Annotated in this window: 21 protein-coding genes and 1 tRNA gene; 11 read left to right on the top strand and 11 right to left on the bottom strand. The window is 70.1% G+C overall.

Annotated elements, in window-relative coordinates; genetic code table 11:
• The first annotated feature begins 223 nt into the window (after positions 1–223).
• The gene (locus AB0C30_RS45815) at positions 224–1,687 is read left to right on the top strand and encodes a serine hydrolase domain-containing protein (protein ID WP_357956077.1); all 1,464 of its coding nucleotides are present in this window, start codon (positions 224–226) and stop codon (positions 1,685–1,687) included.
• A 257-nt stretch (positions 1,688–1,944) separates the two neighbouring features.
• Here the strand turns inward: AB0C30_RS45815 and AB0C30_RS45810 are convergent, their stop codons facing one another.
• From AB0C30_RS45810 to AB0C30_RS45770, 9 genes are all read right to left on the bottom strand, one after another.
• Complete coding sequence (locus AB0C30_RS45810; protein WP_357956075.1) at positions 1,945–2,715, bottom strand: helix-turn-helix transcriptional regulator; 771 nt, start codon at positions 2,713–2,715, stop codon at positions 1,945–1,947.
• Between the two features lie 387 nt (positions 2,716–3,102).
• Positions 3,103–3,330, bottom strand: a complete 228-nt coding sequence (locus AB0C30_RS45805) for a response regulator transcription factor (RefSeq protein WP_357956073.1) — start codon at positions 3,328–3,330, stop codon at positions 3,103–3,105.
• A 156-nt stretch (positions 3,331–3,486) separates the two neighbouring features.
• Positions 3,487–3,562, bottom strand: a tRNA-His gene (locus AB0C30_RS45800).
• 66 nt (positions 3,563–3,628) lie between these two features.
• A complete protein-coding gene (gene orn / locus AB0C30_RS45795; protein WP_357644114.1) occupies positions 3,629–4,222 on the bottom strand; it encodes an oligoribonuclease in 594 nt (197 codons plus the stop codon).
• Positions 4,223–4,292: 70 nt separating this feature from the next.
• Entirely contained in the window at positions 4,293–5,411 is a 1,119-nt protein-coding gene (locus AB0C30_RS45790) for a DUF2510 domain-containing protein (protein ID WP_357956071.1), read from the bottom strand.
• 89 nt (positions 5,412–5,500) lie between these two features.
• Positions 5,501–6,856, bottom strand: coding sequence for a hypothetical protein (locus AB0C30_RS45785; protein ID WP_357956069.1), 1,356 nt, complete (start codon positions 6,854–6,856; stop codon positions 5,501–5,503).
• A 23-nt stretch (positions 6,857–6,879) separates the two neighbouring features.
• On the bottom strand, positions 6,880–8,526 hold the full coding sequence (locus AB0C30_RS45780; protein ID WP_357956067.1) for a serine/threonine-protein kinase: 1,647 nt from the start codon (positions 8,524–8,526) through the stop codon (positions 6,880–6,882).
• Positions 8,527–8,639: 113 nt separating this feature from the next.
• A complete protein-coding gene (locus AB0C30_RS45775) occupies positions 8,640–11,075 on the bottom strand; it encodes a serine/threonine-protein kinase (protein ID WP_357956065.1) in 2,436 nt (811 codons plus the stop codon).
• 86 nt (positions 11,076–11,161) lie between these two features.
• Positions 11,162–11,800: a pyridoxamine 5'-phosphate oxidase family protein gene (locus AB0C30_RS45770; RefSeq protein ID WP_357956063.1), complete on the bottom strand. Its 639-nt coding sequence runs from the start codon at positions 11,798–11,800 to the stop codon at positions 11,162–11,164.
• A 71-nt stretch (positions 11,801–11,871) separates the two neighbouring features.
• On the opposite strand from AB0C30_RS45770, the gene AB0C30_RS45765 reads away from it, so the two are divergent.
• Positions 11,872–13,257 (top strand): PLP-dependent aminotransferase family protein, encoded by a 1,386-nt coding sequence (locus tag AB0C30_RS45765; RefSeq protein ID WP_357956060.1) that lies wholly within the window; start codon positions 11,872–11,874, stop codon positions 13,255–13,257.
• Positions 13,258–13,302: 45 nt separating this feature from the next.
• On the opposite strand, the gene AB0C30_RS45760 is transcribed toward AB0C30_RS45765, so the two are convergent.
• On the bottom strand, positions 13,303–14,409 hold the full coding sequence (locus tag AB0C30_RS45760) for a DegT/DnrJ/EryC1/StrS family aminotransferase (protein ID WP_357956058.1): 1,107 nt from the start codon (positions 14,407–14,409) through the stop codon (positions 13,303–13,305).
• Complete coding sequence (locus tag AB0C30_RS45755) at positions 14,406–15,488, bottom strand: GNAT family N-acetyltransferase (RefSeq protein ID WP_357956056.1); 1,083 nt, start codon at positions 15,486–15,488, stop codon at positions 14,406–14,408. The genes AB0C30_RS45760 and AB0C30_RS45755 overlap by 4 nt, the downstream gene beginning before the upstream one ends.
• 153 nt (positions 15,489–15,641) lie before the next feature.
• On the opposite strand from AB0C30_RS45755, the gene AB0C30_RS45750 reads away from it, so the two are divergent.
• The 9 genes from AB0C30_RS45750 (at position 15,642) to AB0C30_RS45710 (ending at position 25,685) form a co-directional block, all read left to right on the top strand.
• On the top strand, positions 15,642–16,682 hold the full coding sequence (locus tag AB0C30_RS45750) for a phosphotransferase family protein (protein ID WP_357956053.1): 1,041 nt from the start codon (positions 15,642–15,644) through the stop codon (positions 16,680–16,682).
• Positions 16,683–16,735: 53 nt separating this feature from the next.
• Positions 16,736–17,485 (top strand): SDR family NAD(P)-dependent oxidoreductase, encoded by a 750-nt coding sequence (locus AB0C30_RS45745; protein WP_357956051.1) that lies wholly within the window; start codon positions 16,736–16,738, stop codon positions 17,483–17,485.
• A 94-nt stretch (positions 17,486–17,579) separates the two neighbouring features.
• The gene (locus tag AB0C30_RS45740) at positions 17,580–18,965 is read left to right on the top strand and encodes a xylan 1,4-beta-xylosidase (protein ID WP_357956048.1); all 1,386 of its coding nucleotides are present in this window, start codon (positions 17,580–17,582) and stop codon (positions 18,963–18,965) included.
• A gap of 428 nt (positions 18,966–19,393) precedes the next feature.
• Complete coding sequence (locus AB0C30_RS45735; RefSeq protein WP_357956332.1) at positions 19,394–21,271, top strand: ABC transporter ATP-binding protein; 1,878 nt, start codon at positions 19,394–19,396, stop codon at positions 21,269–21,271.
• Between the two features lie 331 nt (positions 21,272–21,602).
• The gene (locus AB0C30_RS45730) at positions 21,603–23,078 is read left to right on the top strand and encodes an ATP-binding protein (RefSeq protein ID WP_357956046.1); all 1,476 of its coding nucleotides are present in this window, start codon (positions 21,603–21,605) and stop codon (positions 23,076–23,078) included.
• A 16-nt stretch (positions 23,079–23,094) separates the two neighbouring features.
• On the top strand, positions 23,095–23,514 hold the full coding sequence (locus tag AB0C30_RS45725) for a roadblock/LC7 domain-containing protein (RefSeq protein ID WP_357956044.1): 420 nt from the start codon (positions 23,095–23,097) through the stop codon (positions 23,512–23,514).
• Positions 23,511–23,870 carry a DUF742 domain-containing protein gene (locus AB0C30_RS45720; RefSeq protein ID WP_357956041.1) on the top strand — a complete coding sequence of 120 codons (360 nt, stop codon included), beginning with the start codon at positions 23,511–23,513 and terminating at the stop codon, positions 23,868–23,870. Before AB0C30_RS45725 ends, AB0C30_RS45720 begins: the two co-directional genes overlap by 4 nt.
• 31 nt (positions 23,871–23,901) lie before the next feature.
• The gene (locus AB0C30_RS45715; protein ID WP_357956039.1) at positions 23,902–24,459 is read left to right on the top strand and encodes an ATP/GTP-binding protein; all 558 of its coding nucleotides are present in this window, start codon (positions 23,902–23,904) and stop codon (positions 24,457–24,459) included.
• Entirely contained in the window at positions 24,456–25,685 is a 1,230-nt protein-coding gene (locus tag AB0C30_RS45710) for a cytochrome P450 (RefSeq protein ID WP_357956036.1), read from the top strand. The genes AB0C30_RS45715 and AB0C30_RS45710 overlap by 4 nt, the downstream gene beginning before the upstream one ends.
• The last annotated feature ends 54 nt before the right edge of the window (positions 25,686–25,739 follow it).

The raw sequence follows: 25,739 nt of genomic DNA, 5'->3' as shown, positions 1-25,739 counted from the left end.
AGCATGCGTACAGTGATCCCACCCTGTGACCAACGAAGGCCCGCCAAGCTGCACGGCCGCACGGCTGGAGCGCCGCACCGCTGCGGCTGCTGCACGGCCGCCCCGCCGCTGGGCGGGGCCCCATGTCTGCTGACCGCCTCGACCGTTTCACCGTGCGCTGTTGCGTACACCGATCCACTATGCGTACAGTGTGCGCATCAGGGAACGGCGTACAGGAGGAAGCATGGCGACGAACGTGCAGTGGACCGAGCAAGGTGGCTGGACGGCCAGCGGCGACTGGGGGAGTGCCGGCTCGCAGGGACAGACCTTTGACCTGGCCCGCTGGCAGGCGCGCTTCGACGAGCTGCGCCGGCGGCATCACGTGCCGGGCGCATCGCTGGCGGTGCTGGTCAACGGGCGGGTGCACGAGCTGGCGAGCGGCGTGCTGCACCGGGGCACCGGCGTGGAGGTGACGACCGACTCGGTGTTCCTGTCCGGCTCGATCGCCAAGGTCTACACGGCCACTCTGGTGATGCGGCTGATCGACGAGGGCCGGCTGACGCTGGACACCCGGGTGGCCGACGTCCTGCCCGAGTTCGCTACTCCCGACCCCGTGGCCACCCGGACGATCACCGTCCGCCAACTCCTGTCGCACACCGGCGGCGTCACCAACGACTTCAATTACGACGGCGGGCGCGGCGACGACTGCCTGGCCCGCTACGTCGAGGCCGCCCGGGACGTGCCGCTGGACTGCCCGCCCGGCACTGCGATCTCCTACGGCGGGCTCGGCTACATCGTGCTGGGCCGCCTCATCGAGGTCCTCACCGGCCGCACCTGGGACCAGGCTCTCAAAGACCTGCTGTTCACCCCGCTCGGCCTGGAGCGCTCGATGACGCTGCCGGAGGAGGCGCTGCGCTTCTCGGCCGCGATGAGCCACCTGGGCGAGCCCGGCGCCGACCCCGACCCGGCCCCCGCCTGGGACCTCATGCCGCGCTCGGCCGGCCCCGCCGGCCGCGTCATCACCTCCGCCGGCGACATGGCCCGCCTGGCCGCCATGCACCTGGCCGGCGGCGGCCCGGTGCTGTCGGCCGAGGCGGTCGCCGCCATGCAGCGCCGCGAGACCGACGTGCCCGACAAGTGGACCGTCTCCGCCGACGGCTGGGGCCTCGGCTGGACCCTCTACGACTGGAACGGCGTTCCCGGCTACGGCCACGACGGCGCCGCCATCGGCCAGTACGCCTACCTGCGCGTCGTCCCGCACGCCGGTCTCGCCCTGGTCCTGCTGACCAACGGCGGCAGCGCCCGGCTCCTGTACGCCGACCTGTTCCGCGACCTGCTCGCCGAACTCGCCGGCGTCACCATGCCCGCCCCCTTCGGCCCGCCCGCCGAACCCTCCACCGTGGACGTCACCCCGTTGCTCGGCACCTACCGGCGCGCCGGCGTCGTCATCACCGTCAGCCAGGACAGCGGAGGCGCCGGTGATGACGACGGTGACAGCCTGCGCATGCGTTACGAGTTCGTGGACGACATGAAGGACATGTCCCCGCCCCTGGACATGGAGCTGCTCCCGGTGACCCAGACCGTCTTCGCGGCCACGGGGGCGGGCCCGTCCTTCAGCGAGGACTACATGCCCGTCGTCTTCTCCACCCTGGCCGACGGCACGGCCTGCGTGTACGTCGGCATGCGCGCCACCCCCAAGATCGCCTGACGCCGGCGAGCAGGCATACGACCTGGCGGAGGTGATGCGGGCCACCGGACAGCCCGCTCACCCTCCACGCCGGACTCTCACTCGCTACCTGGAGCAGGCAGGGGCAGAGTGCCGGTGGAAGCTCCGGTCAGGCGGCGACGCCGCGTGAAGTCCGCGACGCCTGCTTGCGTGGGAGGCCGGGAGGGGGTTAGTGGCGGGGGAGCGGGCGGGTCGGGCCCAGCCGACAGCGGTCATGGGCGGGGTCGGCCAAGTCGGGGTCAGTGGCGGTGGCGGGACCGCAGGAAGGCCGCTGTGGCGGCGTCGGCGGGCAGGAACGCCTCAAGCTTGAGCTCGGCCAGCGTGACGTCCACCGCGGTGGCGAAGGACGTGAGCGTGGTCAGCAGTCGCAGCTCGGCGTCGCCGGTACGCAACCGCAGCGGCACCGCGAACCCGAGATGATCGCTCCCCGGCACCGCGTCGGGCACATAGGACTCCAGCTCGGCGATGAACGCGTCGAGCCGCGGATCCGGGCTGCGGAGGAGTTCGGCCCGCAGGCTCTCGATGATGTGCCGGCCCCAGTCCGCGAGGTTGACCACCCGAGGGGCCATGCCCTTGGGATGCAGGGCGAGCCGCAGCACGTTGACCGGCGGCTTCAGCAGCTCGGGCGCCGCCCCCTCGGTGAGGACGCCGAAGGCCGCGTTGGCCGCCAGCAACTCGCCGTAGGGCCGAACGACGACCGCCGGATACGGCAGGTGCCCGTCGAGGATGCTGTCCAGAGCCTCGCGTACGGGGCGCAGCATGGCGTCGTCCAGACCCGACTCGGGGAACACGGGAGCGTAGCCGGCCGCCAGCAGCAGGCCGTTGCGTTCGCGCAGCGACAGCTCGAGTGACTCGGCCAGGCGTACGACGATGGCCCGCCCGGGGCGGGAACGGCCTTGCTCGATGAAGCTGAGGTGACGCTGGGTGGTGCCGGCCCGGTTGGCGAGCTCCAGCTGGCTCACCCGCCGACTGCTACGCCATCGCCGCAGCTCGCTCGCGAATCGTTCCACGCCCCCTTTCTAGCCCACCCGGGTGACGGAGCACGATTCCCCGCAGGGAATCGCCGGGCCTCCCCGTAGGGCGTCATCAGAGGGTGGGCTCGGGCTCACAAATGGCCCTTAGACGGTCTCACCGTCTCGTAACGGCGGCTGACCACCTCCACCGGAGGAGCGTCCCCCTGGACAGAGCTCAGCCACGTGTGGCGGGTGGGGGTGCCCCATGCCGGCCGTAAAAAGACATGCGGACCGTAAGACAAAGGCCCCGCAACTCCCGCGCGGGGATCTGCCACGCGCGGGGATCTGCCACGCGCGGGGGTTCGCCACGTGAGGTGGCCCGCCACCTGAGAAGGGCCGTCACGCGAGACAGCCCGACACGGCGAGACGCGCGAGATCGCCGGGTCAGGGCAGGGGACGAGACTGCCAGAGGCCGATCGCGGTGACGCGTGAGTCCACGCCAAGCTTGGCGTAGATGCGGTTGACATGGTTCTTGACCGTTTTCTCGCTGAGAAACAGCCGCTGCGCGATCTGCCCATTCGACTGCCCAGTGGCGATCAGGTCCATGACCTCGGTTTCGCGCTTGCTCAGGGACGTGAACACGCTATCGAACGCTGCGTCTTCGACTCTCATCCGGCCTCCGGGGGCGCGCGCAGACGGTCAGATCGCCGAGGCCCCCGCGCATCCGGCGTAAGCGGTAGACAGCGAGCATAACTCGCAATGTCATGTTTTGGGGACGTTGCCGTAGAAAAACGACAACGGCCGGTCCCGAAGGACCGGCCGCGTGCATGGGGTGAGTGAAGGGACTTGAACCCTCGACATCCAGGACCACAACCTGGCGCTCTACCAGCTGAGCTACACCCACCATTGGCCGCCGACGTGGCGGCACAGGAAAAGTGTAGCGTTCTTCGGGAGTCTTTACGCCACTCGATTAGCCGCTGACACGCTCGGCGACCGCTCTGGCGGTGGCCGAATCGGGGCCGGGCTGGCCGACGAAGATGGCCGCCCGGTAGTAGCGGAGCTCCCTGATGCTCTCCGTGATGTCGGCCAAAGCGCGGTGTCCGCCCTGCTTTTCCGGGGCGGCGAAGTAGACCCGGGGGTACCAGCGGCGGACCAGCTCCTTGATCGACGACACGTCGATCATCCGGTAGTGCAGATAGCCATCGACCACGGGCATGTCGCGCGCGATGAACGTGCGGTCGGTGCCGATGGAGTTGCCGCAGAGCGGCGCCTTCTTCGGCTCGGGGATGTGGCGGCGGATGTAGTCGAGCACGAGCGACTCCGCCTCCGCCAGCGTCACCCCGCTCGCCATCTCGGGCAGCAGCCCCGAGGCGGTGTGCATCTCGCGGACCACCTGCGACATCTGCTCCAGCGACTCGGGCGGCGGCTTGATGACCACGTCGACGCCTTCGTCCAGCTGGTTGAGCTCGCTGTCGGTGATGATGCACGCCACCTCGACGAGCGCATCGCGACCCAGGTCGAGCCCGGTCATCTCGCAGTCGATCCAGACCAGCAAGTCACTCATTCGATCTCCTCGCCCAAGCGGCTCGGAGTCATCCGCCCGCCTGAATACCCCACCAGCCTAGTGCCACCGGTTACGCGGGCTTGAGCGAGCTGAGAACCTTCTCGACCACGTCGGTGCCCAGATTGTCCGGAACTGACACGTATACGAGGGCTGGGCTCTGGCCCGCGCCGCGATCCATCACCACGATCGCGCCGTTTTCCTTGTTCCACTTGTAACCTTTGGCCTTCGACTCCTTCGAGAAGTCGAGCTGGAACTGGAGCACCCAGGCGGACTTGTCGCCGATTTTGAGTGCTTTGTCCTGAATGATCTTGTTGGTGTGGGTAACTGGGTAGTACTGGGCGAAGTCCACGAACACCGCCTTGGCCGTGTCCACCAGCCCGTCCGTCCCCGTGTAGGGGTATCTCTTGCTGAGCAGTCCCGTGTAGACGTTGCCGCTCCAGTCGTCCTTGCCGTTGTACTTCTCCTGCGAGGTCGCCCCCACGCCGCTCGACCAGGCCTGCTGGGACGGGTCGCTGCCGTTCAGGGAACTGGCGGCCGGCACCTTCCAGCCCTCGGGCACCTGGTATGACAGGTTGGCCTGCGGGTCGGTGATGCGGCCGTCCTGGGGCTGTGGCAGCTCTGTGATGCTCGGCGGCGGCTCGGTGGTCTCCTGTTGCTGCGGCAGCTGCTCCGTCTCGCTGGGCGTCGGCGACGAGGCGAGGGTGCCGTCGGTGTTGCGGTTGACGAAGAAGATCCCGGCCACCACGATCAGGCCGACCACCACCAGCGCCGCCAGGCCGCCGAACACCCAGGGCAGCGGATTGCTCTCCTTCGGCGGCGTACCGTAGCCGGGTCCGGGCAGCGGCGTGTTACCCCACTGACCCTGCCCGTAGGGGGCCGAGCCCTGACCAGGTTGCCCATAAGAGGGCTGGCCCTGGGTGGATTGCCCGTACGCGGGCTGTTCCTGCGTCGGTTGCCCGTACGCGGCCTGTCCGTATGTCGGCTGCCCGAACTGCCGCGTCGGGTTCGCCGGCGTGGCGGACCAGTCGGGGCTCGACTGCTGCTGCGGTCCGGACGGCGGTTGCTGTTGCGGTGACGCCCCCTGCTCCAGCGGGTGGGTGGCGTCCGTCCACTGGCCGCCGTCCCACCAACGGAGTTGGGGCGATCCGTACGGGTCGGGGTACCAGCCCGCGGGGGTCTGCGTGGTCATGTTCGTCAGCGTAGTAACAACAGCTTTGATATGCATTGCTGGCTCGGCACCAACACTCAAGATCAGCGCCCAAGATCAGCGCTCAGGGATCAGCACTTGTACGTGAAGCTCGCCTTGTCCGTCCTGAGCGGACCGGGAGACAGCACCCGCAACGTGGCCGTGGCCTTGACGGTGCTCTTGCCCTTGAGCGTCCACCGGAGCGGCACGGTGTAGGAGGTCTGGTCGGCGGTCGTCTGGAGTGTCTGCTTGACGACCTCCTTGTCCAGGTTCTTGCGCCACTCGTAGCTGATCTCGCCCGCCTCGCCATTCGTGACGATCTTGCCCGTGACCACGACGGCGCTGTCGCAGCCCTGCGTCTTCTTCGGGGCCACGACGTCGATCGACTTGATCGCCAGCTCCGGCGCGCCGCTCAGCTTGAGCCAGGCCAGGATCGCGCCGCCCATGATGACCGCGAACAGTATCGCCGAGAGGATGGTCCGGCGCCGCCGCGCCCGTGCCGCCTTACCCGGCTTGCCGCCGCGCTGGACCGTTCCGACCTGCTCCCGGCCCTCGCGCCAGATCCGTTCGGCCGTGGTGGCGGCCTGCGGCGACTCCGTGCTCACTCCAGAGCTCACGCCGGGCCCGAAGTGCACCGGCGTCTGATGCGGGCTGGGAACGGCGAGCAGCGTGACGATGTCGCCCTCGTCGAGCGGCGGCTGCGCCTCCACGGGAGGATGCGCGAACGCCGACCTGCCCCGGGCCGCCTGGGCCAGCTGATCGTGCCTGATCGCCCCACCCGGCAGCGCAGCGGGTTCGGAGAGCACGACGGACCTGGCGGTGCCCAAGCCGTGCGTCGTCGTGGTGACCGCGGCCCGCTCGAACAGCGCCGCCGCGCGCGGGGCGCTCCGCGTGACCGAGGCGGCCAGCGCCCGCGCCAGGGACGCCCACGCCGCCACGTCCCGCTCCGGTGGGGAGACCTGGCCGCGGATGGCGTCGGATAAGCCGCGTTCCGACAGCAGCGCCGCGCCTTCGGCGGTGATGACCACCGAGCCGGGATGCACCGAACCGTGGGTGACCCCGGCCGCGTGCAGCGCGAGGAGGGTCTGGGCCGTCTCCGCCAGTACGGCCGCCGCGCCGCTCGCTTCGATCGCCCCCGAGGCCAGCAGGTCCGACAGCGTCGGGCTCACGGCCTGCGCGGTGAGCAGCCAGACCTGCTCGCCCGCCGCGACGACGTCGGCGACGGGGATCAGCCCGGCCAGCCCGCCCAGGACCAGCCGCTGGTCGGTCAGAACCGTCGCCACGACGCGCTCGCGCACCCCGGGCAGCCCGATGATCTTCGGGTCGAACAGCAGGGCCCCTGCCCGGCGCCCGTCGGGCGAGATCGCGTCGATCCAGTTGCCCAGTTCGGTGTTCCAGGTGTGCTCGGTGAGCCGGAAGCCGGCGATACCGTTCCTCGGGTTGTCCATCGCCGTAGCCCCCCGACGCCTTTCTAGCGCTTTCTCCGATGTCGTCCCGCCATACGGCGCTTAACCGCAAGTGTGACCGGAAGCGCGCCAGACGTCACCAGCACGAGCCCCAGGAGGGCGCCGTCCTGCGGTGACGGAGTCCGCGTGGATCCTTCCCCGCTGCCGCTGCCGCTGCCGCTGCCGCTGCCTTCCCCGCTGCCGGGGCTGCTCGGCGGGTTGGAGGAGGGCGCCGGGCTGCTGAGGGTACGCGTCGGACGGACGGTCGGGGGCGCGGTCGTGGGCGCCTTCGTGGCGGCGGCCGTGGCCCCCGACGGCGGGCTGTCGACCGTGCCGGTGAACTCGGGCTCGGCCGACTCGACCGGCGGCGGAGTCTTGATGACGGTCTTCGACGGCCTGGGCTTCACGGTCCTGATGGGCTTGCGAGTCGGCGTGGGCGTCGGCGTCCGCTTCGGCGTCGCGCTGGTGACGGGCGGTGGCGCGGTGCTCGCCGGGGTCGTCGGCTCCGGCGTCGTCTCCTTCGCCGTCGGCGTGGGTTCCTCGGAGGGCTCCTCTTCCTCCTCGGCCGCGGCGGACGGCTCCGGCGCCGTCGTGGTGGGCGTCACCTGCGTGGTCTGCGCCTGCAGGGCGGGCTCGCTGGACATGGTCTTCACCAGGACGACCGCCACGCCGATCAGCAGGCCCGTGCAGGCGGTGCCGACCAGGATCTTCGTGGAGAGCCTGCTCAGCAGCCCGCGCGGCTCGGTGAAACGGGTTTCGGCGAGCGAGGTCTGCGTCTCGGCCGGCACCTCGGGCGGGCTGGGGAACAGCATGAGCAGCAGGCCGGACAGCCGGGCCAGGCGGCGCCTGCCGCGCTCCTCCCAGTCGGACCCGTACGCCCTGGCCGCGACCGCTTCGAGCTCGGCCAGGAAGGCGTCGGCGGACGGCGGGCGGTCGAGGGCGTTCTTGGCCAGGCCGCGCTCGACCAGGTTCCGCAGCGGGCCGGGCACCTCCTCGATGGGCGGTGGCGAGCCTTGGTGCTGGCGGGCCAGCGCCGCGAGGTTGGGCGAGCGAAAGGGGCGGGTGCCGGTCAGGCACTCGAAGAACACGATGGTGGCGGCGTACACGTCGGTGGCCGGTGCGGCGGAGGCGCCCGACCACTGCTCGGGCGCCATGTACGGCGGGGTGCCGGCGGCGCTCGCGTCCTCGCCGGTCCTGACCGCGATGCCGAAGTCGACCAGCTTGCTGGAGCCGTCGCCCTGGACCATGACGTTCTCGGGCTTGAAGTCGCGGTGCACGACGCCGATCGCGTGGGCCGCGGCCAGGCCCTGTAACGAGCCCTTGAGCACCAGCAGCGCGGCCTCCGGGCCCGTGGGACCCTCCGACCTCAGCAGCTCCCGTAAGGAGACCCCGTTGACGAGCTCCATGACGATGGCCGCGCCCCCGCCGGCCTCGACATAGTCGATCAGGCGGGCGTTGTGCGGGCTGCGCATGGTGCCCAGCAGCCGGGCCTCGTGCCGGAACCGGGCCACGAAGCCGACATCGGACCGGAGCTCGTCGGACAGGTACTTGACGGCCACCTCCACGCCGTCGTGATCCCGCCGGGCCAGCACGACCCGCCCGGCGGATCCCGCGCCGAGTTGGCGAATCTCGGTGTAGCCCGGGACCCCCCACTGACCATGGTCGTCGTACATGCGGTCTCCCTCTGCGGTCCTCTGGGCCCCCACCCTCATCAGACGGACCGTAGCTTAACCAGAGGCGACCGCTTTCCCACAGTTAATGTCCGGACACAGTATGAATCTGGAGGTCAACCGATGGTGCCCGAATCGTCGTCCGACGGGGTGTCGGGGGCCGGGGTCTTCGGTCCGTCCTTCGTGGGGTCGTCCTTCGTCGGGTCGTCCTTGGGTGGGTCGTCGTCCGTGGGCGGGTCCTCCTGGCAGGCCGCGGTCCTGCCGCCCGAGCTGTCGCCGCCGTTGTCCGCCGTGGGCCGGGTGGCGGCCGTCACGAGCCAGGACGTGCCGCACGGCACCTTGTCGAAGGTGTAGCTCACGGTCCTGGTGTAGGAGGTGTCGCCGGACAGGGTCAGGGTCTCGGTGTGCGCGATCCGGCCGCCCAGGGAGAAGGCGACGCTGAGCCGTACCGGCTGGTCGTTGTCCGTGGTGACGGCGACGACCGCGGTGGCCGGGCCGCGCGGGCTGAGCGAGGCCCGCACGATCGACACCTTCCGCACGCTCGGCGGGCAGGTCACCCTGGTCCGGGCGGTGGCCGTCCGGTCGCCCGCGCGGACCACGACGGAGACGGTGGTGTCGCACGGGCGGGACCTGAAGGTGTAGGTGAACGTCCGCGAGTAGGCCGTCCGGCCGGACAGGGTGGCCGAGCGGGTGGCGACCTGGTCGCCGTTCAGCGCGAACGCGGCCTCGGCGGGCACTTCGGCGGTGCCGCTGGTGGTCATCCTGACCCGGGCCTGAGCCGTACGGCCCGGCGAGGCGGCCAGATCGAGCGAGACCCGCAGGCCCGTCACCCGCGTGGGACACGGCGGTACGTTCACCGTGGCCGTCCGCGCCCCGCCGGGAGCGGCAGGGAAGGTGGTGACGGTCAGCGTGACGGTCTTGCCGCACGGGCGCTCGTCCGCGGTGTAGCTGAGCGCGCGGTCATAGGACCGGTCGCCGCTCAGCCGCAGGGTCTGGCTGCGGACGCCGACGCCGCCCACGGACCAGGCGGCGGTCGCCGTGACCGGTCCCGTGCCGGTGGTGCGGATGGACAGCGAGGAGCCGGCCACGTTGTCGTCGTTGAACGTCAGCCCGCCGAGCGTGAGGCCCGCGACCGAGGTCACCGGGACCGGCGTCGGCGTCACCGTCGGCGTGGTCACGGTGACGATGGGCGTCGGCGTGATGGTCTTGGGCGGCTTAGGCGTCTTGGTCGGCGTGGGCTTGCCGGGTTTGGTGACTGTGGGCGTGGGTTTGACAGGCTTGGTGACAGTGACCTTGGGAGTAGGCGTGGGCGCGGGCTTGGTGGTCGGTGGCGTGGTGGCCACCACGGGCTCGGCGGTGTGCGGCTTGGGGCTGGGGGAGGCTACGGCCAGTGCCGTCGGCTGGTCGCGGGGCAGGCCGACCGGGGACTCCTCGGGCGGCTGGCTCAACGTGACCGGCGTGGCCGGCGGTGAGCCCTCCTCGGCCGGTCCCTGCGACTGCGAGGGCCTCGCCAGGGCCACTTCCACGGCCTGGTCGCGGCTCGACAGCACGACGATCACGGCGATGGTCGCGACCGCGGCCACCCCCACGCCCATGGCCAGCCGCGCCGCGTTGTGCTTGGCCGTACGCAGCGTCGTACGGAAGACGGTCTGCGCCAGCGAGGTCGTGACCTCGGCGGGAGGCGTCTGGGGCACGGGCAGGAGGAGGGCGAGCAGGGCCACCAGCCCGGCCAGCCGCCGCCTGCCGCGCTCCTCCCAGTCCTCGCCGTACGCGGCCCGCGCCGCCGCCTCCAGCTCGATGACGAACGCGGCGGCGCTGACGGGCCGCGCGGCCGGGTCCTTGGCCATTCCGCGGGTGATCAGCTCGCGCACCGGCTCGGGCGCGTCGTGGACCGGGATCGGCGCGTGCATGTGCTGGTAGCCGAGCACGCTCGGCTCGGTCGACCGGTACGGCCGGTGCCCGGTCAGGCACTCGAAGAACACCGCCGTCGCCGCGTACACGTCGGTGGCGGGCGAGGCGGGCATGTTCTCCCACAGCTCGGGCGCCATGTAAGGGGGCGTGCCCTCGGCCCGTGAGGCGGTCCCCTGCCGCACCGCGATGCCGAAGTCGACCAGCTTGCTGGCCCCGTCGTCGCGGACGATCACGTTCTCGGGCTTGTAGTCCTTGTGCACCAGTCCGTGCGAGTGGGCTCGGGCCAGGCCGAGCAGCGAGCCCTTGAGCATGGCCAGGGCCGCCTCCGGCCCCGTCGTCCCGTGCTCGCGCAGCAGCGCCCGCAGGGACACGCCGTTGACCAGCTCCATCACGATGGCCGCGCCGTAGCCGTCCTGGATGTACTCCCACAGCGTGGCGATGTTCTGGTCCCGCAGCGTGGTCAGCAGCCGCGCCTCCGACTGGAACCTGGACAGGGCCACCGGGTCGCTGAGTAACCGCTGCGAGAGGTACTTGATCGCGACCTTGACGCCGGTCTCATCGTGCACCGCGAGCACGACTCGGCCGCTGCCGCCCGCCCCGAGCTGCTTGATCTCCGTATAACCAGGAGCGTTCCACTCCATCGCCATCCCCCATCAGGAGTTGGGCCCACCTGATGAGACGTGTGATCAAGGAGAGAAGTTTGCCAGGTGGTTCCTGAATTATGGAACTACCTCCGGCCGCGGATGTGAACAGGTACATCGATACCTTCTGGGAGTGCCGTGTCCGGCAGGGGCTCTCCCCAGGACGTCACGAGCGGCAGAACCCCGGCCCAGATGGGCAGCTCGTAGTCCTCCTCCTCGTCCAGAGGACCGCCGCGCCGCATCTTCACCGACGCCTCTTCGAGCGACAGGGCCAGTACGGCCGTCGCGGCCAGCTCCTTGGGCGAGGGCTCCCTGACGTAGTCCCACTGGCCCGGCGCGAGCTGCTCGGACACGGCGCGGAGCCCGGCCAGCCGCTCTTCCGGGTCCGTCAGCAGTCGGGCGCGGCCGTAGATGATCGCGGAGCGGTAGTTGACGGAGTGGTGGAAGATCGACCGGGCCAGGACGATGCCGTCGAGGTGGGTGACGGTGACGCACACGTCCGTGCCCTCGCTCGCGCGCAGCGACCGCGCGCCGGTGGAGCCGTGCAGGTAGAGGGTCTCGCCCAGGCGCCCGTATCCGGTGGGCACCACCATGGGGTGGCCGTCGACCACCACACCCAGGTGGCAGATCAGCCCGGCGTCGAGCACCTCGTACAGGTCGTTCCTGTCGCTGCTGCCCCGGTCCTTCGAGCGGCCGAGCGTGGTGCGGGGTGTGGTGGAGAGCATGGGGCCACGGTAATGAGAAAGTGGACATAGCCTGTAGGGCCACTAATGACCGCTTCCCGGAGACCACTTTCGTGCGCACCCTCGTCGACCTGCCCGTATCCCTGTCCAGGGAGTCGGGTGTCCCGCTCTCGGCACAGCTCACCGGCTGGCTGCGCCAGGCCATGCTCGCCGGGACGCTCGCGCCGGGGGAGCGCCTGCCGTCCTCGCGCGGGCTCGCGGAGCAGCTCGGTGTGAGCAGGACCGTGGTCACGGAGGCGTACCAGCAGCTGTACGCGGAGGGGTGGCTGGAGGGGCGGCACGGCTCCGGCACGTTCGTGGCCGCGCTGGAGGCGTCACACCTGGCCGTCGAGCCGCCGGCCGCGCCGCAGCCGCCGCCGCGTCCACCGGCCGAGCGGATGATCGACCTGACCCCTGGCACTCCCTGGGTGCGCGACTACGACCACGCGGCCTGGAAGCGGGCCTGGCGCCGGGCCGCCGACCTGCCCCCTGGCGCACACCCGGACCCGTACGGCCTGCCGTACCTGCGCGAACTGCTCGCCGACCACCTGCGGCGGGCCAGGGCCGTGACGGTCGGCCCCGAGAACGTCCTGGTCACCAGGGGCACCGGCAACGGCCTCGACCTGTGCGCGCTCGCGCTGCTGCGTGAGGGCGGCCGGGCGGGCGTCGAGGATCCCGGCTATCACGTGGCGCGTACGGTGTTCGGGGCCAGGGGCGCGAAGGTCGTGCCGTGCCCCGTCGACGAGGAGGGCGTGATCGTCGAGGCGCTCCCCGACGACCTCCGCGTCCTCTACACCACGCCAGCCCACCAGTACCCGCTCGGCGGGCGCCTGCCGATCCCGCGCAGGGAACGGCTGCTCGCCTGGGCCAGGAGCACCGGCGCGATCATCGTGGAGGACGACTACGACGCCGAGTTCCGCTACGACGTCGCGCCGCTGCCCGCCCTCTACGGCCTCGACCCCTCGCGCGTCGTCCTGCTCGGCACGCTCTCGAAGACGCTCGCCCCCGACATCGGCGTCGGCTGGCTGGTGGGCTCGCCCGAGCTGCTCGACCGGATCGCCGCCATCCGTGTCTCGATGTCCGACCGCACCAGCGGCCCGGTCCAGCAGGCCGTCGCGACCCTCCTGGAGCGCGGCGACCTCGACCGCCACCTGCGCAGGATGCGCCTGGAGTACGCCCGCAGGCGCGGCGCGATCGTCGAGATCCTGGGCCCGGTGTGCCGCCTGCGCGGCGACACGGCCGGCCTGCACCTGGTGGCGGAGCTGCCGCTGGAAACGGTCCCCGGGCTGGTCGCTTCCGCGCGGCGGCAAGGCGTGCTGCTCGACTCCACCGCCCGCCACCACTACGGCACCGAGCGCCTGCACGGCCTGGTGATCGGGTACGGTTCGGCCACGCTGGCCGAGGTCAGGCGCGGCTGCCGGACGGTGGCCGCGCTGATCCGCTCGGCCACCGGCGCGTAGCTCAGCCATCCGCGCGGAGCTCAGCTACCGGCGCGCGCGGCCGTCTCAGGCGGGCTCGAGCTCGCGCAGGATCGGTAGGGAGCGGGCGGCGTAGAGCGGGTCGACGGGCAGGGCGTGGCGGGCCCACCAGCGGGCCGGGGCCGGATCGGGGGAGGGGTCGGTGAAGGCGGGCGCGTAGTCGTCGTACGGCGGGTCGTAGAGGTAGCCCGTCACCACCCCACGCCGCTCCAGCGCGGCGATCGCCGCGTCCCGGTCGCGCACCAGCAGCGGCACCCGGAACAACGGCTGGCCGACCTGATCCTTTACGCCCGCCGCCACCGACGGCAGCTCCGCCAGCGAGCGCACCCCCGCCAACCGGCGGGCCCGCTCCCCGGGCACCTTGGCCAGCCGCCTCGACTGGTACCAGCGGGCGAGCGCCCCTCTCCGGGCGCGGTAGTCGTGCAGGTCGGCACGGACCCACGGATCGAACGGCGGCAGCGACGGCACCTGCTTCATGGCCGCCGCGAGCTCGTCGGCCCGTAGCGGGATGCGGTAGCCCTCGCGCGACTCCTCCATGCCCAGCAGGCGCGAGAGCCGGAGCGCGGGCCGGACCAGGTCGAGCCGGAGGGCGGCCTGGCGGGCCATCGAGGTGGTCACGGCCAGCAGTTCGGCGCGGAAGGCGCCCGGCTCCAGCAGCGCGTCGCGGGCCCGTTCGAGCGCGCGCAGGTCCGCCTGGCTCTCCACCGCGAGAACCCCACCCGAGCCCGCGCCCGGGTGCTTGGACAGGCTGAAGACTCCGGCCTGGCCGAACGTGCCGAGGGGGCGGCCGGCGACGCTGGTCTCCATGGCGTGGGCGACATCCTCGATCAGGATTTTTCCCGTGAAGGCGGACACGGCGTCCGGCAGGCCGTACAGGTTGGTGGTCAGGACGGCGTCCACCTGGCCGAGGTTGACACGGGTGGCGTCGATGTTGCCGTCACGGCGCGACAGCGGCGCGATCACCGGGCGCAGGCCCGCCGCCAGCACCAGGAAGAGGATCTCGTCGGCGGAGATCGGCGACATGAGCAGCCGCTGGCCCGGCGTGCACCAGTGACGCAGCGCGAGGTAGAGCCCGAGGCGGTTCGAGGGGAGCAGCAGGCAGTGACGCCCGGTGCGCTCGGCGATCCCCCTCACGACTGCAGGGCCGTGCGCAGTCGCCCGAACGTCTTCAGCGCCCGGTCGGCCGTCCTGTGCAGCAGCGGGTTGGCCAGCACGGTGGCCCGGGTCTTGCGCGCGGGCACCCGCAGCAGCCAGTGGACGGCCGAGGCCGCGCCGACCGTGGCGACCCGCCCCTCGGCCACCTGGAACTCGCCGTTCTTGAGCTTCTCCTTGTACTCCTTCTCGCCCCGGCCCATGTCGATCACCTGGATGCCGGAACCGGCGGCCTGCTCGGCCATCGCCAGGTGATGGATGAGGCCGGGGGAGTATTTGGCGTAGTGGGTGTCGTAGGCCGGGAACCAGCCCGCGAGCGTGGTGCGCGTGCGGAGACCGAAATGCCCGGCCATCGGCAGGTCGTTCACGTAGATCATGTCGAGCACCCCGGCGAAGCCCTCGGTCTGCGTGGCCAGCAGCCGCTCGACCAGCTCGACGATCCACTGCTGCGCGAACCGGTCGGTGCGCCCCGTGCGCCGGTATTGGTCGGTCTTCCAGCCGAGCAGCGTGTGCAGCGGCGCCGGGTCGGTGGTCGCGTAGTCGTGCCGGATCGGCCCGACGTCGCGCTGGAGCTTGCGCGACTTGGCCAGGGTCGTCTTGTACGTCTTGCCGGAGTGCAGGCGCAGGAACTCGGTGTAGGGACCGTGCCCCTCACGCAGGTCGATGATCGGCGACGGGTGACGCTCGTGCCGCCCGGAGATCAGCGGCTGTCCCGCGACCAGGTGGTCGAACTCGTAGACCGACAGCCCGCACTGTTTGATCAACCGGCGTGGGTCGATCTCCAGGTCCTTGGCGTGGACCAGGCCCTGCGCGTCGGTGAGCCCGGCGGCCACCGGCTTGCCGATGCCCATCGGATGGCGCTCGAAGGGGAAGAACCCCACGATGTCGGGCCCGTCGTAGAGCACCGCGACGCGCACCATGTCGCGCAGCTCGCCGACCGTGATCGTGAACTCGGGAGACAGGAACGGATTGTCGAAGGCCGCGTGCCCCTCCTGGAGAGCCCGCCATCGGCTCAGCTCAGGTGCTCCCAGCTCGCTAGGGTGAGCAAGTGTGACGCGCATGGGCTCCTACGTTCGGCATACCTTCAGTTAGTTTGGAGGTAGCTGTGTATACCCAGGGTAAATGGTCTCGCATGATGGTCGTCTCCGCAGCTCCGGAACGTTACACAACTCTCAGCTAGCGTTCAGGACAGAGTGACGTTCTAATGTGTGTGCATGACCGTACCTGGGATTGACCGGCCCCGGCTGTTCGGCTGGATGGGCGCGAACGTGCCCGAGGCGGGCGAACCCCTGTCCGTCTCCCTGATCTCCGGCGGCAGGTCGAACCTCACGTACCTCATCGAGACCCGCGAACGCCGGGTGGTGCTGCGTCGCCCGCCCCTCGGTCACGTGCTGCCCACCGCGCACGACATGCGGCGCGAATGGCGGGTCATCTCCGCGCTCGCGGGAACGCCGGTCCCGGTGCCGGAGCCGGTCGCGTTCTGCGCCGACGAGGAGGTCATCGGAGCGCCGTTCTACCTGATGGGGTACGTGGACGGCCTGGCCGCCAGGACCCGCGAGCAGCTCGGCGAGCCCGCGCCCGCCGAGACGCGGCGGCTGGCGGAGCGACTGGCCGAGGTGCTGGCCGCCATCCACGCCGTCGACTACCAGGAGGTCGGGCTCGGCGACTTCGGCCGCCCGGACGGCTACCTGGCCAGACAGCTCGGCCGGTGGTGCCAGCAGTGGGACCGCTCGAAGACGGCCGACCTGCCGGAGTACGACCGTCTGGTCACGCGGCTGCGCGCGGGCATGCCGGCCCACTCGGCCAGCACGCTCGTGCACGGTGACTACCGCCTCGACAACACGCTCGTACGGCTGGCGCCCGGTCCGCCCGAGATCCTGGCCGTGGTCGACTGGGAGATGTCCACCCTCGGCGACCCGCTGGCCGACCTGGGGCTCACGCTCACCTACTGGCAGGACTCCGGTGACGAGGAGCGGGCGGGGATCCCGGTGGCCGGAGATGTGACGCTCACCCCCGGGTTCCTCAACGCCGCCGAGTTCGCCGCCCACTACACGAAGGTCTCCGGCCGTGACATCCCCGACCTTCCGTTCTACGTGGCGTTCGGGAACTTCAAGCTCGCGGTCATAGTCGAAGGTATCCACGCCCGTTTCCGGCAGGGTAAGACCGTGGGTGAGGGCTTCGAGAACATCGGCTCCGCCGTACCCGCGCTCATCGCCCGCGCGCACCGCATGCTGGACCAGCCCGTGAACCCCTGAGCGTGAACGCCGGACCCGTGAACCGCCCGAGCATGAGCCCCTGAGGAGCGCACATGAGCACTGTGGCACTGATCACCGGAGCGGCGAGCGGCATCGGCGCCGCGGTGGCACGGCGGCTGTCGGCGGGCGGGGCCAAGTGCGTCCTCCTCGACCTCGACGCCGAAGGGGCCGAGCGCCTGGCGAAGGAGGTCGGCGGCGTCTGGCTGGCCGGTGACGTCGGCACCGAGGAGGCTTCGCGGCAGGCCGTCGCGCTCGCCGAGGAGACCTACGGCCGGCTCGACCTGGTGCACCTCAACGCGGGGATCTCGGGCGGGGTGGACCTCGCGGCGTTCGACGTCGAGCGGTATCGCCAGGTCGTCGGAGTGAATGTGGACGGCGTGGTCTTCGGCGTCGCCGCCTGCCTGCCGTCGCTCAAGCGCTCGGGCGGTGGCGCGATCGTGGTCACCTCGTCGCTGGCCGGGCTCGTCGGCTTCGCCGGTGACCCTGTGTACACGATGACCAAGCACGCCGTGGTGGGGCTCGTCAGGGCGCTGGCCGCGCCGCTGGCCAAGGAGCGGATCCGGATCGGCGCGGTCTGCCCGGGGTTCACGGACACGCCGCTGGTGGCGGGAGCGCGCGAGATGTTCGTCAACGCGGGGTTCCCGTTGCTGAGCGCCGCCGACGTCGCCGCGGCCGTCGAAAGCGCCTTCTACGCCGACGAACCCGGCACGCTCCTCATCGTGCAACCGGGGAGACAGCCAGTGCCGTACCGTTATGCGGGAGTCCCCGGACCGGCTGGAGGGCAGCGCCCGCCAGCCCCTTGATCGACCGCAAGTCCCTTGCAAGTACTGATATATACCGTGGGAAGGGCTGGGAGAGGCGTCCCGGCCCTTGTCTACGCGCGAGGGTGGAGGCACCATGATTCCCACCGATGGCAAACACGCACGCAGACGGCCGCCATGGCCGATCGCGCTGGGCGTCGGCATCCTCGCGGTCGCGCTCGTCGCGGCGATCATGGTGTACGCGGGCACGCGAGGCGGCCCCCGCGACGAGTACAAGGGCGGCGAGATCGCCCAGACCCAGCCGAGTGAGCCGCCGCCCACACTGGAGCAGCCGCCGGCCCTGGACGACTGGCCGCGCTGGGGCGTCACCCACACCCAGTACAGCGCCGACAACGTGCCCCGCGAGATCACCGAGCGGGCCAAGAACATCCTCGGCCGCGTCCCCATGGTGCAGAACCAGCACATCATGGGCTGGGGCGTGGGCAACCCGGAGCCGAGCCCGGACCAGTACAACTTACGGGACCTCGACCGGCGGCTGAAGCTCATGGCCTCCTCGCGGGCCGTCCCGGTCATCACGCTGTGCTGCGCGCCCGACTGGATGAAGGGCGGTCAGGCCGGTCGTACGGACTGGTCCAAGAACCACACGGTCGCCCCCAAGCGTGAGCATTTCGACGATTACGCCAAGCTCGCCGCGCGGATCGCCAGGCAGTATCCGACGGTGAAGTACTTCATGGTGTGGAACGAGTTCAAGGGCTTCTGGAACGCCTCCACGAACCGCTGGGACGCCGAGGGCTATACCGAGCTGTACAACAAGGTCTACGCGGCGCTGAAGAAGGTGAACGGCGACATCCAGGTCGGCGGCCCGTACATCCCGGTCGAGACCAACTCCGGCAGCGGCCCCTCCGAGCTCAGCGGCCCCTGGGGCACGGTCGACCAGCGCGCGCTCGACGCGATCGAATACTGGATCGAGCACAAGAAGGGCGCCGACTTCATCGTGGTCGACGGCGCCTCGATGACCAACGACAAGGCCAACGTCCCGGACGACTTCGCGGCCCAGGCCAAGTTCAGTGCGGTCACCGCCTGGCTCAGGCAGAAGAGCAACGACATGCCGGTGTGGTGGGCCGAGTGGTACGTCGAGCCCACCAACTCCGGCTGGAGCGAGGACAAGCGCACCGCCGTACAGGCCACGACGCTGATGGAGTTCGCCAGGAGCGGTGTGACGACGGCGCTCTACTGGAACCCGGAGCAGAAGGACGGGACGGAGTGCCCCGGCTGCCTCTGGTCGTCCGGCACGGGCCAGGAGCTGCCGATGGCGGGGCTGCTGAGCGGGTTCGCGAAGTGGTTCCCCGCCGGGGTGAAACTGGATGCCGTCACCACCTCCGACCAGCGCATCAAGACGCTGGGGCAGGAGCGGCAGATGGTCATGGTCAACACGGCCGACACGAGCGTCACGGCCACCGTGGACGGCAAGCGGGTGACCTTGAAACCGTACGAGATCCAGTGGGCGGGACGCGGCGCCTGAGGCCGGTCAAGGGCTCTGTCCGTCTGCTCGTACGGACGGGCGGGGCCCTTCTCTCACCATTCTTCGGAACAATCATTGCCGTCCCCCGGAATTCCATTGCCCAGGGCGACTTGCGGCGGACGGAAAAACGTCAAACCGCTTTTCCACTTCTGTGGTGATCGAGGCGTCGGCTTGGGTTTGGCCAGGTCCCAGCGGGGTTCTGGTATGGGGCGGGATGTGCGCGCTTTAGCGGTGATTTACATATCACACACGCGCAGATCTTTTCCATGAGCACCGGTCAAATCCGATCAAAGAACGCCCCCAAGCCCTGATTTTTCACCATTTGGGTGCTAGCGTCCTATTTTGAAAGCCGAAATAGTGCTACTGGCACAGGGGGGAATCATGACTCTCGGTAAGCTCTTCCCGGCTCACCGTAGCGACTGGTGGGGATGGGGCCGTCGCGGTTGTGGTCGACGTCGCTGGTGGGGTGGATGCGGCGGCGGCTGCGGTGGCGGCTGGCGCAGGCGGTGGTGGTGGTAGAAGAGGTGCCACCTGAGAGCCGTCGGGTTACCCAACGGCTCTCACTCTCCGCTCAGCCCCTGGCGCCGACGGTGTCCATCCGGAACACCTTCCGGGAGTTCTGGCCGGACACTCGTGGCGTCAGGGCGCTGTTCGCGGCCGGGGTCGTTTTCGCGATCTTGGCCGCTCTGTGTGAGGTCGCCGCGATCGCCCTGTTCGGCTACATCACCGACAAGGTCCTCAGCGAACGGGACCTGGGCGCCTTCTGGGCCCCCGCGGCCGCCTGGCTCGGCCTGGCGGTTCTGGCCGGTCTCGTCTCCTTCGCCGGCGCGTACATCACCGCCGCGGGCGCGGAACGCTTCCTCCTCAAGCTCCGCGACCGCGTCTTCGGCCACGTCCAGACCCTCACACCCGACTTCTTCGAGAACCGCCGCACGGGCGACCTGATGGCCCGGCTCACCGACGACATCGAGGCCATCGAGGAGCTCGTCGGCTCCGGCCTGGTCAAGATGTTCACCACCGTGGCCAGCGTGATCTTCTTCGCCGGCGCGGCGTTCATCATCAGATGGGACCTGGCGCTGGTCACGTTCGCGCTGATCCCGGCGTTCCTGGTGGTCTCCAAGGTCTTCGCGTCCCGGTTCAGGAACGCGGCGGCCCGCGAGCGGACCAGCAACGGCTCCATGAACAGCGTCATCGAGGAGAGCCTGTCCAACCAGTCGCTCGTCCAGGCCTACAACCAGCAGGAGACCGAGGCCAGGCACCTGCACCGCGAAGGTCGCACCTGGTTGCGCGCGAACCTGTCCCAGGCGTGGCTCTCCGGCCTCTACGGCCCCGCCGTACAGGTGCTGGAGACCATCTGCCTGATCGTCATCCTGGGCTTCGGCGCCTGGGAGATCACCCAAGACCGCCTCACGCTCGGTGGCCTGCTCGCCTTCGCGGCCTACCTCGCCTATCTCTATCCCGCCGTCCAGGGTCTGGGCCAGCTGGCCCTCACCGTCTCGGAGGCCGCCGCCGGTTCGGACCGCGTCATGGAGGTCCTCTCCGTACGCCCGTCCGTCGTCGACCGTCCTACCGCCGTGCCGGTGGTCGGGCGCAGCAAGGGGCGGATCGAGTTCTCGCGGGTCGGCTTCACCTATCCCAAGCGGATCAGGGCGACACTGCGCGAGCTGTCGTTCGTGATCGAACCGGGGGAACTCGTCGTCTGCACCGGAGCCAGCGGTGCGGGCAAGTCCACGCTCGCCAAGCTGCTCCTGCGTTTCTACGACCCGAACACCGGCCGCATCCTCCTGGACGGGGTGGACCTGCGCGACCTGACCCGATCGTCACTGCGCGACACCATCACGCTCCTGCACCAGGAGAACCTCCTGTTCTCCGGCACGGTGCGTGACAACATCGCCTACGGCTCACCGGGCGCCGACGACGCCGCCGTGATTCTGGCGGCCGAGCTGGCCGACGTACACGATTTCATCCAGACATTGCCCCAGAAGTACGACACGCCCATCGGTCAGCGGGGCCGCCTCATGTCAGGCGGCCAGCGCCAGCGCCTCGCCATCGCCCGCGCGATCCTGCGTGACACGCCGGTGCTGGTGCTGGACGAGCCGATGACCGGGCTGGACGTGGTCACGGCCGAGCGGGTGATGGTGCCGTTGCGCCGGTTGATGGAGGGGCGGACGACGCTGCTCATCACCCATGACCTGCGGCATGTGCCGGAAGGGGTGCGGCGGATCGACCTGGAACCGGTACGACGTTCGGATCGGATCCGGCTCCGGCCGAAACGAAGTGACCTCGGGGTGCATGGCGCGTACTGACCTGACAATTCACCGGCCTGGGCGGGGAACCGCCCAGGCCCTGTCATGTGAACGCCACCCCCACCCCGGCCAACTGTGCCATGATCAACAACGCTGCGGATGTCGAAGCGCGACCGCCGCTCAGTAGCCGGGAGCCTACTGATCCGGCATACTCCACACCCAGCAAGATCTGTTGTCAGATCCGGCGCCCTTGCTCAAGGAGCTCGACTATTGGGCAGGGCAGGCGACAATGGCCGCAATTGGTGACCAAGTGCCCACGTAAAGCGAAGATTCCCCTACAATCCGATCAAGACTTCCAGGCCGTATGTTTCTGACCTCCGACGAGGACTTGATGTCAGCAACTCACATACCTGTTCACCGTCGGGCCCTGCTCGTACCGCTTGGCGTCGCCGTCGTGGCCGGCGTCGCGTGCGTATGGGCCGTGGCCGAGGCGCCGGTCGAGGGGCGGACGCTCGTGGCCTGGTGCCTGGGCATAGCCGCCCTGCTGCTGTGCGCCGCCATCACCTATGGCTTGTACGGCCGACAGCAGGCGAGCCTGCTGCGTGACCGGCTCGCCATGAGGGAGGCGGACCTCGCCCAACTGGCCGACCACACACTGCCCGCGCTGGTGAAGAGGTTGCGTGACGGGGCATCGGTCGACACCGCGCTCGCCGAGGTGCCCAGGCCCGCCGACCTGGCTCAGCAGCGCATCCTGTGGACGCTGGCGCAGGAGGTCGGCAGAGGAGACCGGATGCGCGCGGCCGCGATGTCGGCCTGCGCCAACGCCGCCGGCCGGGTGCAGGCACTGGCCACCAGCATGCTGGCCGATCTGCGGGAGATGGAGGACCGGCATGACGAGAAGGTCCTCGGGGACCTGCTGAGGCTGGACCACAGCACCGCCCAGGCGGGCCGGCTGGCCGACAGCATCGCCGTGCTGACCGGTTCGCGTTCCGGGCGGCGCTGGACCAAGCCGATCGTGATGGAGAGCATCATGCGCGGCGCGGTGGGCCGGATCAGCGCCTACCAGCGGGTTCGGGTGCACTCGGCCAGCACCGTCGCGATCGCCGGGCACGCCGCAGAGGGCGTCATGCACGCCCTCGCGGAGCTGATGGACAACGCCACCAGCTTCTCGCCTCCGTCCGAGGAGGTGCACGTGTACGTCGAAGAGGTGAGCACGGGCATCGTGATCACCATCGAGGACTGCGGTCTGGTCATGAGCCCCGTCGCGCTGGCCCGCGCGCGGCAGGCCGTCTCGTCCGAGCCCCTGGATCTGACGACGCTGTCCGGTACGCGCCTGGGCCTGGCGGTCGTGGGCTGCCTGGCTCGCAAGCACGGTCTGACCGTCTCCTTCAGGCCGTCCTCACGCGGGGGCACCGGAGTGGTGGTCATGATCCCGCAGAAACTGGTCACCCAGCCCGCGCCGGCTCCCCAGGTGGAGGCCCCGCGTAGGCCGAGCGTCCCGGCCGCCCGCCGGGCCACCTCGGCCCCCGTCCCCGCGCCGGCCGACCCCGCGAAGGCCGACCCCGTCGCGGATGGCGAGCTGCCCAGGCGACGGCGCGGTCAGACGCTCGCGGCGGCGACGTCCGCGGCTCCCGTGCCCGAGCAGGCTCCGGCGCGGCCCAGGCCGTCCCTCTCCGAGGCCGGAGCGAGATTCAGCGCTTTCCGCCAGGCCAGCCGTGGGGCCGGCGCCGGCGCCGGCGCCGCCGCGGCGGGCCAGGAAGTGGAACACCCGCAAGCAGAGGGCCCGGCAGCAGAAGGCCCGAAAACGACACCCGGTGACCAACTTACAGATTGGAGGGAGGGCTGCTCGTCCGGCGACGCCGGATGACCGTCCCAGACTCTCGATGAGAACCTCAGACCGCGACCTCGCCTGGCTGCTGGAGAACCTCCTGGAGAGGACACCGCAGACCCGGCACGTCTTGGTGCTGTCGAAGGACGGCCTCAAGCTCTCCCACACCCACGGGTTGTCGGTGGACCGGGCCGATCAACTGGCCGCCATCGCCTCGGGCATCCAGAGCCTGGCCCACGGGGCGTCGATGGAGTTCGGCGACGGTTCCGGCGGGCTGCGGCAGTCCATGACGGAGTTCCACGGCGGGCTGCTGTTCATCGTGGAAGCGGGAGAAGGCGCCCATCTCGCCGTCATAGCGAGCGACGACGCCGACCCCGGCATCATCGGCCACAACATGAACGAACTGGTCGAGCAGCTGGGGGAGTATCTGACCGCCCCGCCGCGTGAACCTCAGCAGAGCAGCCGCTCGCTATGATCTCGCGGCGAGTGGCCAGCGAGAACCCGGATCGGCTGTACACGGTCACCGGGGGGCGCAGTCGCGCGGACGAGAGTGCCATGGACGTGGTCACGCTGATCGTGAGCGAATGCGATCCGACCCCCGGCATGCAGTCCGAGCACGTCAAGATCCTCCAGATGTGCCGCCAGCCGATGGCGGTCGTGGAGATCTCCTCGGAGCTGAGACTGCCCGTCAGCGTCGTACGGATTCTGCTGTGCGACCTGCTGGACACCGGACGCATCACCGCCCGCCATCCGCCCAAGGCTCCCGCCAAGGCGCAACTGCCCGATCCCGAAATCCTGGAGCAGGTGCTTGTTGGACTTCAGAACCTCTGACCCACCCGGCCGTACACCGCTACAGAGCACGATGACCACCGGTCTCAAGATCGTGGTCGTCGGCGGGTTCGGCGTGGGCAAGACGACCATGGTCCGCTCGGTCAGCGAGATCCGGCCGCTGAGCACCGAAGAGACGATGACCCAGGCAGGCATGGGGATCGACGACGCGAGCGGCGTACAGACCAAGACCACGACCACGGTGGCCTTCGACTTCGGCCGCATCAGCCTGAACGAGCAGATGGTGCTCTACCTGTTCGGGGCGCCCGGCCAGGACCGGTTCTGGTTCCTGTGGGACCGGCTGTTCTCCGGGACGCTGGGAGCGGTCGTCCTGGTGGACGCCCGCCGCCTGGCCGACTCGTGGTACGCCATCGACCGGCTCGAACACCACGGAATGCCGTTCATCGTCGCGCGCAACAACTTCGACGAGCCGACGCACCCCCTGGAGAAGATCCGGGAGGCGCTGGACCTGTCCGAAGAGGTTCCGCTGATCGACTGTGACGCCCGTCAACGTGACTCGAGCAAGGCCGTGCTGATCGCCCTCGTCAACCACCTCCACGCGATGTCCTCCGCCCAGGGGGTTACCCGATGACCGATACCCACTACACACCCGAGCCCATCCGGATGTACGGGCCCCAGTTCCAGGAGGATCCGGAGCAGCTGTACCGGGACATGCGCAAGCTGCACGGGCCCGTCGTCCCGGTCCTGATGGAGGGCGATATTCCCGCCTGGCTGGTGGTCGGCTACCGCGAGCTGCGCTACGTCCTGAGCAATCCGCAGCTCTTCGGCCGCGACTCCCGCCGGTGGAACGCCTGGGACCGCATCCCGCCGGACTGGCCGCTGATGGCGTTCGTCGGCTACCAGCCGTCCATTCTGTTCACCGAAGGCGCCGAGCATCAGCGGCGGGCCGGCGCCCTCAGCGACGCCCTCGCCTCCGTCGACCAGTTCGAGCTGAGATCGCAGTGCGAGAAGGTCGCCGACAGCCTGATCGACGCGTTCACCGGCCACGGCCGGGCCGACCTGATCGCGCAGTACTCTCAGCCGATGCCGCTGCTGTCCATGGTCACGATGTTCGGGTTGCCGGAGGCGGAGACGCCCCGCATCGTGGCCGACGTGACCATGGTGCTGAACGTCGGCCCGGAATCCGCGGAGGCGTACGGGCGAGTCACGACCGCGATGCAGCGGCTGATCGCCACCAAACGCGAGCGCCCCGGCCCGGACCTGCCCTCACGCCTGCTGGCCCATCCCGCGGGGCTCAGTGATGAGGAGATCGTCCAGGACCTGGTCGTGCTGTTGAGCGGGGGCCAGGAACCGACCGCCAACTGGATCGGTAACACCCTGCGGTTGATGCTGACCGACGAACGGTTCGCCGTGACCCTGTCGGGCGGCCGCCGCAGTGCCAGCCAGGCCCTGAACGAGGTCATGTGGGAGGACTCGCCCGCCCAGAACAGCCTGGGCCGCTGGGCGGCGCACGACACGCAGCTGGGCGGGCAGCGCATCCGCGCCGGTGACGCGCTCATCATCGGTCTCGCCGCCGCGAACGCCGACCCGCAGGTGCGGCCCGACTCCTACGGCGGCTCCGCCGGCAACCACGCGCACATGTCCTTCGGCCACGGCGAGCACGGCTGCCCGCACCCGGCGCCGGAGCTCGCCGAGGTCATCGCCTATACGGCCGTCGAGGTGCTGCTGGACCGGCTTCCGGACATGGGGCTGGCGGTGCCCGCCGACCAGCTCGTCTGGCGGCCGTCCTTCCGGCTGCGCGCCCTGACCACCCTGCCGGTCGAGTTCACGCCCGGCTACCTCAGGGGACCCGGCTAGGACTGCCGAAGTGGTGTGTCCCCTGACACGTCAGAGGACACACCACCGGTCAGC

Origin of the sequence: Nonomuraea sp. NPDC048901 (genome assembly GCF_040649695.1) — a bacterium.
Taxonomy (GTDB): Bacteria; Actinomycetota; Actinomycetes; order Streptosporangiales; family Streptosporangiaceae; genus Nonomuraea.
This window is presented reverse-complemented; position numbering and strand designations above follow the sequence as displayed.

Excerpts from the sequence above, each read along its gene's own strand:
- AB0C30_RS45745 (WP_357956051.1), top strand. The coding sequence starts at position 16,736 with ATGAGCACTGTGGCACTGATCACCGGAGCGGCGAGCGGCATCGGCGCC.
- AB0C30_RS45780 (WP_357956067.1), bottom strand. The coding sequence starts at position 8,526 with ATGTACGACGACCATGGTCAGTGGGGGGTCCCGGGCTACACCGAGATT.
- AB0C30_RS45725 (WP_357956044.1), top strand. The coding sequence starts at position 23,095 with ATGAGAACCTCAGACCGCGACCTCGCCTGGCTGCTGGAGAACCTCCTG.
- AB0C30_RS45775 (WP_357956065.1), bottom strand. The coding sequence starts at position 11,075 with ATGGAGTGGAACGCTCCTGGTTATACGGAGATCAAGCAGCTCGGGGCG.
- AB0C30_RS45805 (WP_357956073.1), bottom strand. The coding sequence starts at position 3,330 with ATGAGAGTCGAAGACGCAGCGTTCGATAGCGTGTTCACGTCCCTGAGC.
- AB0C30_RS45710 (WP_357956036.1), top strand. The coding sequence starts at position 24,456 with ATGACCGATACCCACTACACACCCGAGCCCATCCGGATGTACGGGCCC.
- AB0C30_RS45770 (WP_357956063.1), bottom strand. The coding sequence starts at position 11,800 with ATGCTCTCCACCACACCCCGCACCACGCTCGGCCGCTCGAAGGACCGG.
- AB0C30_RS45740 (WP_357956048.1), top strand. The coding sequence starts at position 17,580 with ATGATTCCCACCGATGGCAAACACGCACGCAGACGGCCGCCATGGCCG.
- AB0C30_RS45730 (WP_357956046.1), top strand. The coding sequence starts at position 21,603 with ATGTCAGCAACTCACATACCTGTTCACCGTCGGGCCCTGCTCGTACCG.
- AB0C30_RS45755 (WP_357956056.1), bottom strand. The coding sequence starts at position 15,488 with ATGCGCGTCACACTTGCTCACCCTAGCGAGCTGGGAGCACCTGAGCTG.
- AB0C30_RS45735 (WP_357956332.1), top strand. The coding sequence starts at position 19,394 with ATGGGGCCGTCGCGGTTGTGGTCGACGTCGCTGGTGGGGTGGATGCGG.
- AB0C30_RS45790 (WP_357956071.1), bottom strand. The coding sequence starts at position 5,411 with ATGACCACGCAGACCCCCGCGGGCTGGTACCCCGACCCGTACGGATCG.
- AB0C30_RS45815 (WP_357956077.1), top strand. The coding sequence starts at position 224 with ATGGCGACGAACGTGCAGTGGACCGAGCAAGGTGGCTGGACGGCCAGC.
- AB0C30_RS45750 (WP_357956053.1), top strand. The coding sequence starts at position 15,642 with ATGACCGTACCTGGGATTGACCGGCCCCGGCTGTTCGGCTGGATGGGC.
- AB0C30_RS45715 (WP_357956039.1), top strand. The coding sequence starts at position 23,902 with ATGACCACCGGTCTCAAGATCGTGGTCGTCGGCGGGTTCGGCGTGGGC.
- orn (WP_357644114.1), bottom strand. The coding sequence starts at position 4,222 with ATGAGTGACTTGCTGGTCTGGATCGACTGCGAGATGACCGGGCTCGAC.
- AB0C30_RS45785 (WP_357956069.1), bottom strand. The coding sequence starts at position 6,856 with ATGGACAACCCGAGGAACGGTATCGCCGGCTTCCGGCTCACCGAGCAC.
- AB0C30_RS45720 (WP_357956041.1), top strand. The coding sequence starts at position 23,511 with ATGATCTCGCGGCGAGTGGCCAGCGAGAACCCGGATCGGCTGTACACG.